Raw genomic sequence first — 17,221 nt, 5'->3', positions numbered from 1 at the left:
GACGAGTATGATTCGTTGTCTATTGACCACCCCAGAGGGCGACGTGCGCGAGGGCGACATTCGCCTGATGGACGAGTGGATGCGCATGCCCACAGCACACTTGTGGGTCGACATGAAAGGAGAGAGCGAAGCGCAGGAGCGTGAGATACTGGAGCGCTTCGAGTGTCACCCGATGGCCATACAAGACGCCCACAAAGAGCGCCATCCCCCGAAAATCGAAGAGTTCGACAATCACACGCTGATCATCTATCGCGGCATTTCCTCGTTCGATGCCCAGCTAAACTTCGTACCTCAGCAGATCTGTTTCTTCGTCGGCGAGCGCTTTTTGGTGACCTTGCACCCCGGCGAGGCGATGAGTATCGAACGCTTACTCAATGAGCACGGTAAAACGCTATTGGCCCAGTCACCCGAGCAGGTGGCACTGAGAGTGATGTACACCTCGGCGGGCTTTTATATCGATAGCTTGCTGGAGTTCGAAACGGAGCTCAGTGATCTCGAGGACGAGCTGCTAGACAATGGTAACGACGTGTTGATGCGTAAAATCACCACGTATCGCTCGCGTCTGGTCAAAATGCGCCGGATCTTCAGCTATCACAAAGGCATCACCCAAGAGCTGACGGCGTACGACTACGCGCACTTGCCGCGAGGCGAGAGCGAAACGCTGCATGCCATAACCGATGTCGAAGAGCGTTTCGAGCGACTCTACACCCTAACGCAAATGTACTACGACATTTGTGGCGATCTCGTCGACGGCTATATCTCCATTTCATCACACCAGTTGAACATCACCATGCGGGTGTTGACGGTGATTACCGCTATTTTCGTCCCGCTAACCTTTATCGCCGGTATTTACGGCATGAACTTCGAGTACATGCCAGAACTGAGCTATCAGTACGGCTACTTTTTCGTTTGGGGAGCCATGCTAGGGATTGGTGGGGTGCTCATTTGGCTGTTCAAACGGAAACGCTGGTTTTAACCCCCTTGTCGAACCGCCAATTGCCGCAGACGACTGGCCAACAGTAAGAGCCCCAGCGCAATCAGTAGCCAAAGCGTGGCCAACAATATAGGAAACGCCCCCGCACCCGCCAAATCCAGCAGCGGGCCGGTCAGTGACGGAATGACCAGCGCCCCGCTGCCCGCGGCGGTAAAGATGGCGCCGGTGGTGCGCCCGCGCATGACGATCGATTGGTTGCACAGTGCAAACAGCGTAGGGAAAAACGCCGAGGCGGAGAGGCCAAACAGCAGCGCGCCAGCGCTTGGCGGCAGCGCGTTGAGGTGCAGACCTGCCGCTGCGCTCAGCCCCAGCGCTAGGCAGCCAGCGAGCACCTGCCAAGGTGAGCAAACGCGTAGTAGCGGGATGGCGAGCAGGCGTCCCGCCGAGAGCGCCAGCCAGAACAGCGTTGCCAGCAACGCCGCCTGCTCGGTGGTTAATCCAGAGAGCGTACCGTATGCGGTGACCCAGCCGGCGAACGTAATTTCGATGCCCACATAAAGAGAAAACAGTAGCATGAATAGCCCCAGCAAGAGCGGGTCGCGGTGTTTGAGCGTAGCCAAGGACGCGGGATTAGGGTCAACGGTGGGCATGGACGGGCTGACGAAGCGCGACAGCGGCCACAGCATGGCAGCCACGCTGGCCGCGACGATCCAAAACGTGAGGTGAAACTGTCCGGTGAGGGATAGCGCAGCAATCATGATCAGCGGCGTGAGCATGTTGCCGAAACTGAAACAGAAGTGCAGCGCGCTTACATTGGGGCCCGCTGCGTCTCGGTGCAGCCACAAAAGCAGCGTGTTCCCGCCCGCGTTGAGCGATACCTCCGCAAATCCCAGCAGCATGAACAGCAGCGTCAACAGCAGCAGAAGCGGGCTAAGCGGGGCCAGCGCCAGTCCGGCTACCGCCAGCACGCCCATCATCACCAACACGCGGTGGCCGTTGAAGCGATCCATGAGCAGCCCGGTGACCATGGCGCCGCTCATGTTGCCAACGGCACGTGCAGTGAACAGCACGGCGATTTGGCTCATGGAGGCACCGCTGGCCTCGGCCAAATGGGGCAGTGCTGGGCCAAGCAGTCCGCCGGTCATCCCAATGGCAATGAACAGGCCAAAGTAGGTCCAGGTGAGACGGCGATGGTACGTCGAGGTGAAGTGAAGCATACCGATCCTTGGCAGGGGCAGAAGCACGGTCGACCCGTAGCTTGACGGGTTTTGCTTACTCTCACTATTGGCGAAAAGTTGACGACCCGCCAGGCGGCTGACTGGGGGAGTGTGGCTTAAGGGCACTATGTGCTTTACTCATCCATCGTGATCGAGGGCATGCTGTCCTTCGTTCGCCCCCTTGAACCTCGCCCGGCGTTTGTTATCGTCGCGACATATGCACTCAACAAGGAACCACCCATGGCCCACACGGATAACAGCGCAACGATTCCGGCCACGATGTCGGCGATGCTCTTGACCGGTCACGGTGATGTCGACGCTCTGCAATACCGTCAGAACGTTCCCACGCCAACGCCCGGCCCTGGGCAGGTGCTGGTGCAAGTCACGGCGACGGCGAAAAACAACACCGACCGCAAAGCGCGCGAAGGCTTATACCCCACCAAAGGCAAAGAGGACGTGACCTCGTTTGCCATGGGTGGGTCGCCGACCCTGACGTTTCCGCGTATTCAAGGCGCTGACGTGGCAGGTCGGGTCGTTTCTGTCGGCGAGGGGGTCGATCCCCGGCGTATCGGGGAGCGCGGGCTGCTGGATTTCAATTTGTATGCCGACGAGCGTCGTGACATTAACCTGACGCCGGACTACTACGGACACGGCGCAGACGGCGGCTACGCCGAGTACGTGGCAGTGCCTGCCGACCAGTTTCACCATGTCCCCAACCCTGAGCTACACGATGCCGAGCTTGCGGCCATGGGCATGTGCTCGTATCAAACGGCCTACCACATGATGACGGCGGCCAACGTTCAGGCGGGCGAGCGTATCCTCGTCAGCGGCGCCAGCGGCGGGGTGGGCACGGCGTTGATCCAGCTATGTCGTATCGTCGGCGCGATTCCCTACGCCGTTAGCCAGCTCGATAAAGCCGACGCGCTACGTGCGTTGGGCGCAGAAGCCGTCATCGATCGAGGCGACCTGCCCACTTTCGTCGAGCGTGTGCTGGCCGCCACCGATGGTCAGGCCATCGATGCCGTCATGGATCTCGTTGGTGGCGAGATGACCGATCTGTTCATCGATACCATGATCGGCGATATGCAGCGCCGTACCACCTACCCCCGACTCTCCATTGCCGGTGCCAGCGGCGGTAACCTCAGCGAGATCATGTGGACCCGCATCTATCTCTATCAGGTGCAGATAGTCGGCGTGTCCCACGGTACTCGGGAAGAAGCAGAGCAGTTGATAGCGTGGATACGCAGCGGTGAGTTAAAACCGGTGCTGCATGGCGCGTTCAAACTCTCTGACTTGCATCAGGCCGAGCGCTACTTCGTGAACCGAGGCAGCAACTACCTGGGGAAAATCGTCATCGTTCCCGATGCCCAGTGGGACACCCACGGTGCCCCATTTGCCATAACCTCTGCCTAGGAGCCGGGTGAGTGAAAAACCTGCATACGATTCGATTGTTGGACACCCATGCCGGGGGAGATGTCAGCCGCATCGTCACGGGCGGCATCGATGCATTGCCCGGTGCGACGGTGCGTCAACAGATGGAGTACCTGCGCGACGACGCCGACGGGTTGCGCCGTTTGTTGTTAGAAGAGCCCTACGGCATTCCCGAAATGTCGGTGGATCTCTTGGTGCCTGCCACCGACCCGGAAGCCGTGGCCGGATACATCATCATGGAAGTGATGGGCTACCCGATCTATTCCGGCTCGAACACGCTGTGCACGGCCACGGCCGTTCTGGAAACCGGCATCGTGCCCAAGCAGGAGGGAATTCAACGCTTCAAGTTAGAGGCCCCGGCAGGGCTGGTTCAAATCGAGGCCCGAGTGCACAACGGCGTGGTGGAGTCCGTGACCTGCGAAGGCCTGCCGAGCTATATCGATACCTATCGCGACACCATTCAAGTGCCAGGGATTGGGGAAGTCACCTACTCCGTCGCCTATAGTGGCGGTTTTTACGCCTTGGTCGATGCCGAGGCGTTGGGCTTCAAGCTGGTGCGTGATGAAGAGCAGGCGCTGGCGGCTTGTGCGTACAAAATCGTGGAGGCCATCAAGGCGCAACGCGGTTTCTCCCACTACACCCTAGGCGACGTGGGTCCGCTGCCTTTTCTGCACTTCATGGGGCCCGAAGAGCCGATCGCCGAAGGTTATATCCGCTCGCGGTCGACCACCTACGTGCACCCCGGCGTCATTTGCCGGAGTACCACGGGCACCGGCACGTCGGCAAGGCTAGCGCTAATGAATTACGAGGGGCGGTTGAGCCTCGGCGATAAGCTGGAAACCGTATCGCTTAGGGAAACCGGCTTCATTGGCACGTTTACCGGCACGCATCAAGAAGGGGCTTATCAAGTGGTGGAAAACACCATTACGGGACGCAGCTACGTGCTGGCGGAGTCGAGTATCGTGATCAACTGCGACGACCCGATGGTCGCCTGTGGCGAGTTGCATCATATCCTGAGTGATCGCCATCACGAAGAGACGTAGCCCTCCTGTTCGATTCGTTCCCACACCGGGGCCTTCTCGGCCTCGGTCATGCTTCCCCAGCAGGCAATTTCATCCAACGTGCGCCCGCATCCCTGGCACGTTTGGGTGTTCGGCTCGATCTGGCATACGTGAATACAGGGCGATAGCGGGCGAGGTGTCGATGGCATCGAGTTCACTGTGTCAAGTAGTAGAAAGGGGAAAGCGATCAGCGCTCACTGGCTGGCACTTTACCACGTAGCGACTTGAGCTTGCCTTTCCGGGTTTTGTGGTCCACTCGGCGGCGCTGAGAGGCTTTCGTAGGTTTCGTAGGACGGCGCGTTTTGGGCTGTTTGGCCACGCTCTTGATCAGCGCCTCGAGGCGGTTCAAGGCGTCCTCTTTATTCAGCTCGAGCGTGCGGTAGCTCTGAGCTTTGATGATCACTACCCCCTCTTTACTGATACGCTGGTCCGACAGGGCCATCAGTCGCTCTTTGTAGACCGGCGGCAGCGTCGAACGCTGAATGTCGAAACGTAAATGCACCGCAGACGCGACTTTATTGACATTCTGACCGCCTGCCCCCTGTGCGCGAATTTGGCTAATGTCGATTTCCCAGTCGGCCAAGCTAACGCTATTGGTAATAGTGAGCATTCCGTTCCCGGATCGTTGTATGAGTCTGTAGGCTAACATACTTGACAGAGGGTAGGCGCCAGCGGCCTATTAAGGGCACCGTTCTTGCCACGCCATCAGGAGAGTCCATGAATACTCTATTGACCGAGTCGCCGCTCAGTGCAGGTAGTCTCTACCGGCTGCTATCGGGCTGCGTTTGCCCACGACCGATTGCCTGGGTGGCTACTCAGGACAAGCAGGGGAACGCCAACCTAGCGCCATTCTCGTTTTTCAACGTGGCCAGCATCGACCCACCCATTTTAGCGTTTTCGCCGCTGTTAGATGGCAGCGCCCAACCCAAAGACACGCTGCGAAATTTGGCAGAAGTCCAAGAGTGCGTGGTACATGTCGGCACCGAAGGGTTGGTCGATGCGCTCAATACCACGAGCGCCAGCCTGCCAAGACACGAAGACGAGTTCACGCTGGCGGGGCTGGAAAAGTCCACCATGCCGGGGGTGAGCGTGCCACGCATCGCAGCGGCCCCGGTGGCATTTGGCTGTACACTGTTGGAAGTGAAGCGTTTTGGCGATCGGCCGCTAGCGGGTAGCCTAGTGTTGGCGCAAATCGTGTCGATTCATATCGACGATACGCTGTGGGACGGTCGTCACGTGGATATGGCCGCGCTGCAACCGATCGGCCGCTTGGCGGGGAGTGACTACGTGCGCATCACTGACCGCTTCGCCATCGAGCGGCCTGCTTAAATCAAGACACGTTTTTTTACACTCTGTTTAAAAGCTCGCCAAGCTTAAGTCGTATACTCTTCCGCCGATATTAGAAAAAAGCATCGCGATGTGGGAGAGAACCAATGCGTCGAATCACAACATGGCTAATGGCGGCGGGGCTTGTGGCTGCTCCGCTGGCTCATGCCGCACTCGAAGTCGGCATGGTGGCGCCCGCAAGCGGCGGTGCTGCTCCTCTGGGCATTGGTATGCAGCAGGGCATCGACACCTACTTTGCCAAGCTCAATAGTGAAGGCGGTATCAACGGTCAAACGATCAGCCTCACGACGTTCGATGATCAATACTCGCCGCTGCAGGCAGCCAAGTACACCCGCGAGCTAGTGGGTAACGATCGCCTGCTTGCCGCGATTGGCAATGTAGGAACGCCTACGGCAGCGGTCACTATCCCGATCTATAATCAGCAAAAGACGCTGCTATTTGGGGCATTCACCGGGGCGGGAATTCTGCGCCGCTCACCGCCCGATCGTTATGTCATCAACTACCGTGCCAGCTACGTTCAAGAAACGGCAGCAATGATCGATGGCCTTCTTGCGGCTGGTATAGAGCCCGAAGAGATCGCATTTTTTACCCAAAACGACAGTTTTGGCGACGCGGGCTATAACGGCGCAATTCGCGCGCTCAATGCCCAAGGCGTCTTGAATACCTCCCAACTGGTTCATGGTCGTTTCACCCGCGGAACGCGTAACGTTCATCAAGGGCTTGCCAGTATTCTTCAGGCACCGGTCACACCCAAGGCAGTGATCATCGTCGGCACCTTTGGCCCGGCCGCTGACTTCATTCGTGAAGCGCGACAAGACCTGCCCGATGCGCTGTTTCTAAATGTCTCATTCGTCGGTAGCCAGGCGCTGCTAGAGGCGCTTGGCCCGCAGGCGGAGGGGGTCATCGTGACGCAAGTGGTACCGCCGTTGGATGCCGATCTGCCGGCCGTCGAAGAGTATCGTCAGGCGTTGGCTGAGTACGCCCCCGACGCCACCCCCGACTTTATTTCCCTTGAAGGCTACCTAGCCGCCAAGCTGTTTGCCGAAGGCCTCAAGGCGGCGGGTAATAACCCTGATCGAGAAGCGGTGGTCAATGGCCTTTTGAGCCTGGGCAGTATCGATATCGGCGTTGGCGAACCGCTCACATTGGGCCCGAACGACCATCAAGCCAGCGATGCCGTCTGGCCTACCATTATCCGAAATGGCCAGTTCGAGCCGGTGGATTGGAACAGCCTAGCCCGCTAGCCGTGGCTCTCTATTCCGTTTGCAATCTCTGACACAGCGAATACCCCTGATGAAAAAAACCATAAGTATCCGCGCGATGCTCATTAGCCTCTTTGTCGCCGCCGTGCTGGGCAGCATCGTGTTGGCCGGCACTGGGTGGATGACCAACCAGCGGCTGATCAACGTTCAGCACTTCGTGGCCGATGAGGTGCTGCCGCTGCAAGATGCGAGCCGCAGCATGGTATTGACCATGGGTGCCTTTGGCCAGCGACATGCCGATCTACTCGCCGCTGGTAATCTCCAAGCGTTGGAAGAAGTCACGCCGCGCAGCGAGTTGACAGCACGCTATGGCCAAGCCCGCACGGGGCTTGCGCGTATCGAGCAGACCAATGCCGCAACGCAGCTCGCTGCACTGGATAGCCAGTACCAAGAGCTAATGGCTGGCGACGAGGCGTTGGAAAACGTGCGGCGCGATGCGCTGAGCCTGCAGGCCCAAATGGCCGAGCAGATTGCTCAAATGCAGGCGGCCATCACTAACGTCATGCGCAGTGCCGAAGACATCGCCGGACGTACCGCTCTGGCTCAGGTGCGCGAAGAGCGTCGGCAGCGCGAACTCATGGAAGCATGGCGGGAAGAGGGCACCACCACGCTGCCGACTCAACTGTTGGATAGCATGTTCTCTGCTCGTGTCGATATCGGTCGTCTGAGCGGCAACGCCCGTATGGCCGTTGCCACGCTGTCCGATCTGGGGCGACAAATGATGCAGGTGGAGAGCATCGATGCGTTGGTCAATCTGCGTAGCAACGAAATTTCCCAACAGGTGGCGCTGGCACGACAGTCTTTGGCGGCCATTGCCGAGGCCCCCAGCACGACCGTAGAGCAGCGCGTGCTCATTGGCGAACTCGATGAGGTCATCGTCGAGCTGAACGGGTTGATGGTGGAAGATGCCGATTCGGTCTACGCGCTACGCCAGCAGCAACTGGATCTGGGTGCTCAAGTGCAAGCGGCGTTGGCGAACGTGGCGGCGGCAACACGTGAGATGCGCTCAGCGCTAAGCGATATCGAAGCCTACACCGTCGCCCAGGCGGCAAGCGCCAGTGAAGAGGCCGAGACGTTGGCGAATGCGGGCCGTACGCTGCTGGTGTTGGTCACCTTGGGCGTGATCGTCGTACTGGCCATCTTTGGCTGGCGCACATTGGTACGCGTACTGGGGCCGCTGGTGGCCATGCGTCGTCAGATGGAGAGCATCAGCGGTGCCGCCGGTGAAAATGCCGACCTTTCCATGCGGCTGGCGCTGCAGCGTGATGACGAAGTCGGTCAAGCTGCCCAAGCGTTCAACCGTATGATGGACACCTTCGAAGGCATGGTGTCTCAGATCCGTGAAAGCGCCGAGGCGATTGCCGCAAGCAGCCGCCAGATCGCCTCCGGTAATGAAAACCTCTCTCAGCGTACTGACCAACAGGCGGCATCGCTGGCAGAGACGGCTTCCAGCCTCGAGCAGATTACCGCCACCGTCAAGCAGACCGCCGACTATGCCGATCAGGCCAAGGGCGCGAGCAACAGCGTGGATGACCGCGCGCGCTCGGCGGGTGATGTCGCCAAACGCACGACGGCGGCCATGAGTGACATTCGTCAAGCGAGTGAAAAAATCACCTCCATCATCAAAGCCATCGACGATATTGCCTTCCAGACTAACTTGCTGGCACTGAACGCCTCGGTGGAAGCAGCCCGAGCGGGTGAACAAGGACGAGGCTTTGCCGTGGTCGCTCAAGAAGTGCGTAAGCTGGCAGGGCGCAGTGCAGAAGAGGCCGCGCAAATTCGCCACTTGGTAGACGACAGCGTACAAAAAGTAAGCGAAGGCGAGCAGTTAGTAAACGCATCGAGCCATCATTTGCAGGATATTGTCGATAGCCTCTCCGAGGTAACTCGTTACGTCACGGAGATTGCAGACGCGACGAAAGAGCAGTCGGCCGGTATCGATCAGATCAACCAGGCCATTTCACAGTTGGATCAAGTAACGCATCAAAACGCACGCTTGGTGCAAGAGGCCTCCAGCGCTAGCCATACGTTGGATGAACGCGCAGGCGATATGCATACCTTGGTAAGCCGGTTTCACGTTAGTCATGGCGTTGGCCAACCGGCCGCGCTGCCAAGCCAGCCCGAGCACCATAGCCTGACTTAGCCCCGGGGTGGGGCGTTCGGTCTTGTCGCGGGCACCGGAAGGTGCCCGCCGTGTTTGTATTGACGGTTGAACTTTGGACGCACCGCCTACACTGATACAGGGGACACGATAGACAAGGAGGCAAAATGACGACCTTAGTGATTGGTGCCAATGGTCAGATCGGTAAACAGTTCTGTGCATTAGCCAAAGAGGCAGGCACGCCCATTAAAGCCATGATTCGTAACGAAGAGCAGGCCACTTGGTTCCAAGAACGGGGAATTCGTACCGTCGTGGGCGATTTAGAAGGCGAGATGGAGCACGCCTTCGAAGGATGCGATCAAGTCGTTTTTACCGCCGGTTCTGGCCCACACACAGGCCCTGACAAAACGCTATTGATCGATCTATTTGGCGCGATTCGTGCGGCCGATATTGCCAGCCAGAAGGGGCTCTCGCGCTATATCATGGTCAGCGCCATGCGGGCAGAAAAGCCGCTGGAGGCGCCTGAAAAAATGCGCCCCTATATGGCGGCCAAGTTCGCCGCCGATGCCCACCTGCGCCACAGTGACGTTTCCCATGTCATCGTCAAGCCTGGCCGTCTTACCGACGAAGCGCCGACCCTCAAGTTCGCTAGCAGCGTGGACGAAGCGGGCGATAACCAAATTTCCCGGGCCAACGTGGCCTATGCACTGCTGCGCGTGGTGCAAACCCCTGGTCTCGTCAATCGAGACATCACGTTGTTGGACGGCAAGCGCCCCGACGACGCGCTTCTGTAACCCCGACCTGTCGTGCCAAGCCCGCTCACTCGTAGCGGGCTTTTTTTGCGCTCTTTTTTGCGTTGGGGCGAGCCGTACGTATCGCTGACGCGCTGTAGTAATGGCGTACTACCCCCGTTCTCTGGCGGCTTGCTACTCTGCCACCACACGCCTACGGCGTGCTCCACCGACGACAATCACAAGGAGAACGGAGATGAGCAGCAAGCGTATTCTAATGATCACCGGTGATTTTACCGAAGATTACGAAACCATGGTGCCCTTCCAAGCGCTGATGGCGGTAGGTCACCGTGTCGATGCGGTTTGCCCCGGCAAAGCCTCGGGAGATACCGTGGCCACCGCCATTCACGATTTCGAAGGCGACCAGACGTACACCGAGAAGCCGGGCCACCGCTTTGCGCTGAATGCGGATTTCGCCAGCGTCGACCCTGCCGATTACGACGCCCTGGTGGTGCCCGGTGGCCGAGCGCCAGAGTACCTGCGGCTGAACCAAGAAGTGTTAGCGATGGTGACGCACTTCTTCGATGCCCAGAAACCGGTGGCGGCGATTTGTCATGGCGCCCAACTGCTGGCCGCGGCCAAGGTGCTGGAGGGAAAACGGTGCTCGGCGTACCCTGCTTGTCAACCTGAGGTCGAGTTGGCAGGCGGGCAGTTCGCGGACATAGAGGTCACCGACGCGGTGACCGATGGCAACCTGGTCACCGCACCCGCATGGCCTGCCCATCCTGCTTGGCTGGCGCAGTTCATGGCGTTACTCGATCAGTAGCGGCGATCGGCAACAGGTGCGCGCCTGCGCTGGGCGCGCGCTTGCTCGGCGGCTATGCTGAATGAGACGAAGAGGGGAGATGGCCATGTGCAAACTGTTTATCGATGCGGACCCTGACCTATGGCGCAGCGCCACCCACTCGCTGCGCATCGATGGTATGGTGACCAGCGTGCGGATGGAAAATTATTTCTGGCGACTGCTGGAAGAGATCGCGCAGCGCGACGGAATGAACACCGCACAGATGATCACTCGGCTATATCACGAGTCGATCGATGCGGACCATGACCTGGGGAATTTCACCTCGTTCTTGAGGGTCTGCGCGCTGCGTTACCAGGCGCTACAGCTTAGCGGCGATATTCCCGCCAACGTAGCCGTGCCCATCGGTGAGCTGGACGCCCAGCAGATTCTTTCCCGTGAAAGCACGCTGCATAAAGACGTCCTCAACAAAAAGCACGTTCACTAGTCACGTCCGGCTGAGTTACTCCAGCCGCTCGCGCAGCGCGCTCATAAACGTCTCGATACGCTGCGCATTGGTGCCTACATCGCTGGCCCCCAGCCGCGAAGCCGAGCGCATGTCCACCCTAGTGCGGTTGCCCTGCTCGGTCAGCCGAATGACCACGTCATCTTCGAACCCAAACCAGCGCGTCACGGCGGTGGCTTCCAAACCGGTAGGGGTAATCTCGGCAATGTTCCAACCGGCGGCCTCTACTTCGGCCTGCACTGCAGCCAGTACGGTGGCGGCAGGGGCATCGACGACCAAGGGGCGAACGTTCGGGTAGGCCGCTTGCTGCTGCTCGGCGGTCGCCTCGCCTGGGTAGTCTACTTCGTTGGGGGCGGCTTCGCGGGCCTCCCGCAGGGCAGCGAACGCTGGCGGGTTTTGGGTATCGGTGGTGATGTCATGGATGACCGGCGCCTGCTGAGCGCGCTGCCACTGTTGCCAGGGCATGTAGAGTAGGGCTGCGGTGAGCATGAGCACGCCAATGGCCACGATCGCCGTGCCGCCCCGCCGAGTGAATGCGCTGATGAGTAGCACCAACACGCTCAGCGCCACTGCCGCCGTGGCTGCATAGACACCATTACGTAGCAGGTTGAAGGCCTCTCCTAAGCCGACCCACTGCCAGCGATAGGCGGGGCCAGCCCCTGCCATTAATAGCGCTGCCGCCACGAGCGCCAGCACGCTTAGCCAGGCAAAGGCTTTAGGCCAGCGGCTGTAATGTCGCTGATTGCGTCTACCGACCATCTGTCTCTCCTCGCAGTGATAGGAACGTATCGTCTGGCCACAGCATAGCCAGCGATGTGGTAGCGTGGCTATTTCTACCACATGATTGAATCAGCGAGTCACGACCCAATGCGCTCATCCGATGCCATCGCTATGCTTGCCCACCAAGTGCGCACGCTCCTCATTCAGGCACCCACCAGTGCACTGCCCATGAACTATCAGCAGGTTGCTAACGCCTTGGGGCTGACGCCACCGCGCACCATTGCACGGGTGACACAAGCGCTGGAGCAGTTAATGGAGCAGGACGTCGCCGCCGGGCGGCCGATGATCGCCGCCCTGGTGATCAGCCGTCGGGGAGACGATATACCGGCCACCGGTTTTTTCCAAAAAGCCGTCGCGTTAGGCCGGTTTCCGAACGACCCCGCCCAGCATCGCCGCCGTTACGTCGAAGAGCGGGAGCAGGCGCTGCGCGCTCGTTAGCGGGCGCGCAGCGGCGTGAGCAGGTCGCTCAGGCCGTTATGGTCGATTTCATGCATCAGGTGCAGTAGCTGACCGATCTCCCCTTGGGGAAATCCTTCCCGAGCAAACCAGTTCAAATAAGGGCCCGGCAAATCCGCAATGAGCCAGCCCTCGTATTTACCGAAAGGCATCTTGCGCGTGACCAGTTTTTCTAAATCCTCGGGTTTCATTCGTTAATTCCTTTCATTCTCATTTAAGCTCTCTTTTATATTCCCGCGCCCGCGGTTATTTGTTAGACTTTCGTCGCAATTCTTTTACCCTCCTCGACGCTGGGCACCTGCTGTTCCGGTACGTCATTTCTGTATCGTCAGGGACATGACATGCAAAAACGTTTAAGTCTGTTACTTTGTTCACCACTTTTAGCCTTGGCGACATCGCCTGTTTCCGCCGATGAACCGATCGATGTGGTGCTCATCGGCGGTGGTATCATGAGCGCTACGTTAGGCACTTACCTGCAAGAGTTAGAGCCGGAGTGGGACATTCACCTTTACGAGCGTCTTGGTGAAGTGGCGCAAGAGAGCTCCAACGCGTGGAACAACGCCGGTAGTGGCCACTCTGCGTTCATGGAAATGAACTACACGTCGGATGCCAGTGGCCGTGTCGAGATCCAGCGCGCCATCAACGTCACCGAGCAGTTCGAAATTTCTCGTCAATTCTGGGCGCATCAAGTCGAGAACGGCATTCTTGGTGAACCCTCCTCATTTATCAATAGCGTGCCGCACATTGCCGTGGTGTGGGGCGATGAAGACGTCAGCTTCCTGCGCGAGCGTTACGACGCCATGACGCAGAACCCGCTGTATGCGGGCATGGAGTACTCGGAAGATCGCGCAGAGCTGGCCGAGTGGATGCCGCTGATCATGGAAGGTCGTGACAACGACGACCGCCCAGTGGCCGCCACGCGCATGCAAATGGGCACCGAAGTGAACTACGGTGCTCAGGCCCGTGAAATGGTCGAAGCGCTGACGCGCAGCGAGCACTTTACGCTCGGTTTGCACAGCGAAGTACGTGACCTGAGCCGTAACGACGACGATACCTGGCAAGTCACCATTGCCCACCTGGACAGCGGTGAAGAGAGCACGGTCGATGCTCGCTACGTGTTCATCGGCGCCGGTGGTGCAGCGCTTCCGCTGCTGCAGGCATCGGGCATTCCCGAAGCCGAGGCTTACGCCGGTTTCCCTGTGGGTGGCCAGTTTCTCTACACCACCAATCCGGATGTCGTGTCACAGCACGACGTGAAAGCGTATGGGAAAGCGGGCGAAGGCTCGCCGCCCATGTCCGTCCCGCACCTGGATCTGCGCTACCTGGATGGCGAGCCTGCGCTGTTCTTCGGGCCCTTTGCCACGTTCTCCAGCAAGTTCTTGAAAGAGGGCTCTTGGACGGATCTATTTGGCTCCATGACGCTGGATAACACCTGGCCGATGATGGAAGTCGGTCTGGATAACTTCAATCTGGTCAGCTATCTCGTCGGCCAGGTCTTGATGTCCGACGACGACCGCTTCGAAGCGCTGCAGGCGTACTATCCCAACGCCCAGCGTGACGATTGGACGCTGTGGACGGCGGGCCAGCGCGTACAGATCATCAAGAACGACCCCGAGCGTGGCGGCGTGCTACAGTTCGGTACGGAAGTCGTGACCTCGCAGGACGGCACCATGTCCGCGCTGTTGGGCGCGTCGCCGGGCGCCTCTACTGCGCCGTCGATCATGCTTGGCTTGCTGGATCGCGTCTTCCCGACTCAGGTGGCCAGCGACGAGTGGCAATCTACGCTGACCGAGATCATTCCTTCGTACGGCCAAAAGCTGGCGGAGAACCCTGAGTTGTTGCGCGAGGTGCGCGCTTACACGGCACAGACGCTCAATTTAGACGAGCCCATGAACCTACCCAGCGCTGACGAGGCGTCGCAAGACGAGCCGAGTGCAGACGAAGAGAGCATGACAGAAGAGAGCATGACAGAAGAGAGCAGTACGGAAGCCAAAAGCACTACCGAGGCTTAAGCCACATGCGTTCCGTGCTCACTAGCGCCAGCCCTCGGGCTGGCGTTTTAGTGTTCGGCTGCGGCGACTTGCGTCAGCAGGGCGGCCAGTGCCTTGGCCGGTTTGCTGAGCTGGCCGCTAGCGCGATGAACGATACCGATATCGCGATGGAAGGTGTGCTCTTTCAAGTCGATGGCACGCACGCCCGCGGGCCAGCGCCGAAGGGCGCTTGGCTGCGGCACTAGCGCCACGCCCACGCCGTTGGCCACCAGCTGTATGATGGCGTCTAGCTCGTCTACCTCGCACACGTCCCTGACGTGACAGTGGTTGTCACGCAAGAAACGATCGACCTGACGGCCGCCGAACGAGGCACGATCGTAGCGGACGAACGGCTGTTGAGTGAGTAGCGCCCGCCAGTCGTCCGTGGTTAGCCTGCGGGGCACCAGCAGACGAAACGGCTCATGGGCCAACGGCTGCCAGCGCAGGTCGCTATGCAGCGAAAACGGCGGTCGAATGATCACCGCCATGTCCAGTTCCCCTGCATCCACTTGGTTCATCAATGAGAGAGACAGCCCCGGCACCACGCGGGAGCGGCATTCGGGAAACTGACGGTGAAAATGCGCCAATACGTTCGGCAGAAGCGAGCGTTGAATGGAGGCTATCGCACCCAAGGTGACGCGAGTGGCGGCTTCCTGTCCAGCAGAAGCGGCGCCTAAGGTGCCGTATAGGGCTATCAGTGCCTGCGCTTGTTGCAACGTCTCTTGTCCGCGCTTAGTCAGTACCGCTGCCCGCCCGCTGCGCTCGAACAGCGCTACGCCAAGCGCTGCCTCCAAACGTTTCATCTGCGCGCTGACGGCGGCTTGGGTCAGGCCGATATGCTGGCCCGCTGCCGCAAAGGTGCCGTGCTGGGCAACGGCGATGAGCGTTTTGAGTTCGCGGATCATGGTGAGATTTTCATCAATAAAATTTGTGAATAGATCAAAAAACAATTGATTTAATTTTTGCATTGCGCCTTTTAGGATAGTGACACGGGTCAAGCGCAGCGCGCTAGCCGTGTACCAACAAAAGCACCTATCAGGAGACATCCATGAGCCTTTCCCCCTTTCACTTAGCCATTCCCGTTTATGACGTCGCTTTGGCGCGCACTTTCTACAACGATGTGTTTGGCCTAGAAGAGGGCCGTTCCAGCGATCATTGGGTCGATTTCGACTTTTTCGGGCATCAGTTGGTGATCCATGAGCACCCCAAAACGCCCGGACAAGAGAGTGCCCACACCAACCCGGTAGATGGTCATAACGTACCGGTGCCTCACTTTGGGGTCATTTTGGAGTGGGACGAGTGGGAAGCGCTAGCCGAGCGCTTGAAAGCGCGTAACACCGACTTTGTCATCGAGCCTTACATTCGCTTCAAGGGCGAAGTGGGCGAGCAGGCCACCATGTTTCTGCTCGACCCCTGCGGCAATGCGCTCGAATTCAAGGCATTCAAAGACAAGAGCCAGATCTTCGCTAAATAGGCAGGGCGTGTCTAAAGGCCACTAAGCGCGCAGCGCCTGCTCCTGGCGACGATGCTGAAGGGGTGACTCGCCAAAGTAGCGCTTATAGTCGCGGCTAAACTGCGGCACACTGCGGTAGCCCACCGCCAGCGCCGCCTGATTCACGTTATGGCTATCTTGCAATAAGAGCTGCTGCGCTTTGATCAAGCGCAGCCGCTTGAGATACTGAGCGGGCGAGGCGCGGGTAATCTGCTTGAAATGCTGGTGAAACGTCGACACGCTCATGTTCGCCTGCTGCGCGAGCCGCTCTACCGAAAAGTCCTCTGCAAAGTGGGTATGTAGCTGCGAGAGCACCTGCACGATGCGTGAATAGTTGCCGTGCCCCTGCACCAGCGCCCTCAAAGCCGGGCCTTGTTCACCTTTGAGCGCTTCGAACACCACGTCACGTATTCGGGCATCGCCCATGGCGCTGCACGCAACCGCATCGTGCAGCGTATGGGCCAAGCGCATGACGGCATCCTGCATCCCTTCGTTCATTGCGACCGATGCCATGGGCAAAGGCGCGGTGCTGCTTGGCGGGTATCCCTCGCCCATCGCGGTGACCATTTCACTGAGCAGTGCTGGGTCGAGTTTGACCGACATACCCAGTAGCGGGGCCTCGGGAGAACCGTACGTTTCGCACTCGAACGGCATGGGCAGCGTCTGGACCAAATAGTGCCCGGGGTTGTAGTGAATCTCTCGGTCGCCCAGATAGCCCACTTTGCGCCCCTGAGCGATGATGATGAGACAAGGGTCATACATCAGAGGTGTACGGACTTGCTGCCTGCCCAGGCAGAGCAGGCTGACGCGATCCAAGCGGGAAGGGCTGGGGCCGTCGCCTTTTACGAGCGGTATGATGAGGTCGGAAAGCGCATTACCAACATGTGCGGTACTGGCCACAAGGCCCTCCTTACGCAAATGAAATCGAATCGTTCGCGAGAATTATGACGTTTTGTTGTGCATTTTTGTTATTTTATTACCCATTTATAGAGAAATAAGCAAAAAAAACGTAGCTTCGTTCATCGCTATCTCCGCCCAGGCAGCCAATAATGAAAACACCTTCCGCCTCTGC

General features: G+C 58.9%; 19 protein-coding genes. 12 read left to right on the top strand and 7 right to left on the bottom strand.

The window, feature by feature from the left end:
• Positions 1 to 7 precede the first annotated feature (7 nt).
• Positions 8 to 976 (top strand): magnesium transporter CorA family protein, encoded by a 969-nt coding sequence (locus FRH_RS00690; protein WP_044628402.1) that lies wholly within the window; start codon positions 8 to 10, stop codon positions 974 to 976.
• Here the strand turns inward: FRH_RS00690 and FRH_RS00685 are convergent.
• A complete protein-coding gene (locus FRH_RS00685; protein WP_139526660.1) occupies positions 973 to 2,151 on the bottom strand; it encodes an MFS transporter in 1,179 nt (392 codons plus the stop codon). The two genes, FRH_RS00690 and FRH_RS00685, sit on opposite strands and share 4 nt — an antisense overlap.
• Positions 2,152 to 2,391: 240 nt before the next feature.
• On the opposite strand from FRH_RS00685, the gene FRH_RS00680 reads away from it, so the two are divergent.
• Together FRH_RS00680 and FRH_RS00675 are read left to right on the top strand one after the other, a co-directional pair.
• Positions 2,392 to 3,564 carry a zinc-binding dehydrogenase gene (locus FRH_RS00680; protein ID WP_281997545.1) on the top strand — a complete coding sequence of 391 codons (1,173 nt, stop codon included), beginning with the start codon at positions 2,392 to 2,394 and terminating at the stop codon, positions 3,562 to 3,564.
• 11 nt (positions 3,565 to 3,575) lie between these two features.
• Positions 3,576 to 4,625: a proline racemase family protein gene (locus FRH_RS00675; protein WP_044628405.1), complete on the top strand. Its 1,050-nt coding sequence runs from the start codon at positions 3,576 to 3,578 to the stop codon at positions 4,623 to 4,625.
• Here the strand turns inward: FRH_RS00675 and FRH_RS00670 are convergent.
• Positions 4,610 to 4,792, bottom strand: coding sequence for a DUF1289 domain-containing protein (locus tag FRH_RS00670; protein WP_044628406.1), 183 nt, complete (start codon positions 4,790 to 4,792; stop codon positions 4,610 to 4,612). The two genes, FRH_RS00675 and FRH_RS00670, sit on opposite strands and share 16 nt — an antisense overlap.
• A gap of 38 nt (positions 4,793 to 4,830) precedes the next feature.
• Positions 4,831 to 5,253, bottom strand: a complete 423-nt coding sequence (gene arfB, locus FRH_RS00665) for an alternative ribosome rescue aminoacyl-tRNA hydrolase ArfB (RefSeq protein WP_044628407.1) — start codon at positions 5,251 to 5,253, stop codon at positions 4,831 to 4,833.
• Positions 5,254 to 5,360: 107 nt separating this feature from the next.
• Here arfB and FRH_RS00660 point away from each other — a divergent pair, with 107 nt between their 5' ends.
• From FRH_RS00660 to FRH_RS00635, 6 genes are all read left to right on the top strand, one after another.
• Entirely contained in the window at positions 5,361 to 5,972 is a 612-nt protein-coding gene (locus FRH_RS00660) for a flavin reductase family protein (protein WP_281997544.1), read from the top strand.
• A gap of 104 nt (positions 5,973 to 6,076) precedes the next feature.
• Positions 6,077 to 7,234: an ABC transporter substrate-binding protein gene (locus FRH_RS00655; RefSeq protein ID WP_153842683.1), complete on the top strand. Its 1,158-nt coding sequence runs from the start codon at positions 6,077 to 6,079 to the stop codon at positions 7,232 to 7,234.
• 49 nt (positions 7,235 to 7,283) lie between these two features.
• A complete protein-coding gene (locus FRH_RS00650) occupies positions 7,284 to 9,395 on the top strand; it encodes a methyl-accepting chemotaxis protein (protein WP_153842684.1) in 2,112 nt (703 codons plus the stop codon).
• A 125-nt stretch (positions 9,396 to 9,520) separates the two neighbouring features.
• Positions 9,521 to 10,147, top strand: a complete 627-nt coding sequence (locus FRH_RS00645) for an SDR family oxidoreductase (RefSeq protein WP_281997543.1) — start codon at positions 9,521 to 9,523, stop codon at positions 10,145 to 10,147.
• A 193-nt stretch (positions 10,148 to 10,340) separates the two neighbouring features.
• A complete protein-coding gene (locus FRH_RS00640; protein ID WP_044628412.1) occupies positions 10,341 to 10,910 on the top strand; it encodes a DJ-1/PfpI family protein in 570 nt (189 codons plus the stop codon).
• Positions 10,911 to 10,995: 85 nt separating this feature from the next.
• The gene (locus FRH_RS00635; RefSeq protein WP_153842685.1) at positions 10,996 to 11,373 is read left to right on the top strand and encodes a ribbon-helix-helix domain-containing protein; all 378 of its coding nucleotides are present in this window, start codon (positions 10,996 to 10,998) and stop codon (positions 11,371 to 11,373) included.
• Positions 11,374 to 11,388: 15 nt separating this feature from the next.
• Here FRH_RS00635 and FRH_RS00630 read toward each other — a convergent pair whose 3' ends face one another.
• Positions 11,389 to 12,150, bottom strand: coding sequence for a DUF1499 domain-containing protein (locus FRH_RS00630; RefSeq protein ID WP_044628413.1), 762 nt, complete (start codon positions 12,148 to 12,150; stop codon positions 11,389 to 11,391).
• Positions 12,151 to 12,258: 108 nt separating this feature from the next.
• Between FRH_RS00630 and FRH_RS00625 the strand changes: the two genes are divergently transcribed.
• The gene (locus FRH_RS00625; protein WP_153842686.1) at positions 12,259 to 12,609 is read left to right on the top strand and encodes a hypothetical protein; all 351 of its coding nucleotides are present in this window, start codon (positions 12,259 to 12,261) and stop codon (positions 12,607 to 12,609) included.
• On the opposite strand, the gene FRH_RS00620 is transcribed toward FRH_RS00625, so the two are convergent.
• Positions 12,606 to 12,818 (bottom strand): DUF3820 family protein, encoded by a 213-nt coding sequence (locus tag FRH_RS00620; RefSeq protein ID WP_139526677.1) that lies wholly within the window; start codon positions 12,816 to 12,818, stop codon positions 12,606 to 12,608. The two genes, FRH_RS00625 and FRH_RS00620, sit on opposite strands and share 4 nt — an antisense overlap.
• Positions 12,819 to 12,968: 150 nt before the next feature.
• Here FRH_RS00620 and mqo point away from each other — a divergent pair, with 150 nt between their 5' ends.
• On the top strand, positions 12,969 to 14,639 hold the full coding sequence (mqo, locus tag FRH_RS00615; protein WP_281997542.1) for a malate dehydrogenase (quinone): 1,671 nt from the start codon (positions 12,969 to 12,971) through the stop codon (positions 14,637 to 14,639).
• A gap of 47 nt (positions 14,640 to 14,686) precedes the next feature.
• On the opposite strand, the gene FRH_RS00610 is transcribed toward mqo, so the two are convergent.
• Positions 14,687 to 15,562 carry a LysR substrate-binding domain-containing protein gene (locus tag FRH_RS00610; protein WP_239286400.1) on the bottom strand — a complete coding sequence of 292 codons (876 nt, stop codon included), beginning with the start codon at positions 15,560 to 15,562 and terminating at the stop codon, positions 14,687 to 14,689.
• 143 nt (positions 15,563 to 15,705) lie between these two features.
• On the opposite strand from FRH_RS00610, the gene FRH_RS00605 reads away from it, so the two are divergent.
• Positions 15,706 to 16,131 carry a VOC family protein gene (locus tag FRH_RS00605; RefSeq protein WP_044628417.1) on the top strand — a complete coding sequence of 142 codons (426 nt, stop codon included), beginning with the start codon at positions 15,706 to 15,708 and terminating at the stop codon, positions 16,129 to 16,131.
• Positions 16,132 to 16,152: 21 nt separating this feature from the next.
• On the opposite strand, the gene FRH_RS00600 is transcribed toward FRH_RS00605, so the two are convergent.
• Positions 16,153 to 17,049, bottom strand: a complete 897-nt coding sequence (locus FRH_RS00600; RefSeq protein ID WP_153842689.1) for an AraC family transcriptional regulator — start codon at positions 17,047 to 17,049, stop codon at positions 16,153 to 16,155.
• Positions 17,050 to 17,221: the final 172 nt, after the last annotated feature.

The sequence above is a fragment of the Halomonas sp. A020 genome (genome assembly GCF_027943625.1).
Taxonomy (GTDB): domain Bacteria; phylum Pseudomonadota; class Gammaproteobacteria; order Pseudomonadales; family Halomonadaceae; genus Vreelandella; species Vreelandella piezotolerans.
The sequence above is the reverse complement of the archived record's forward strand: the minus strand, read 5'-3'. Positions and strand labels throughout refer to the sequence as shown.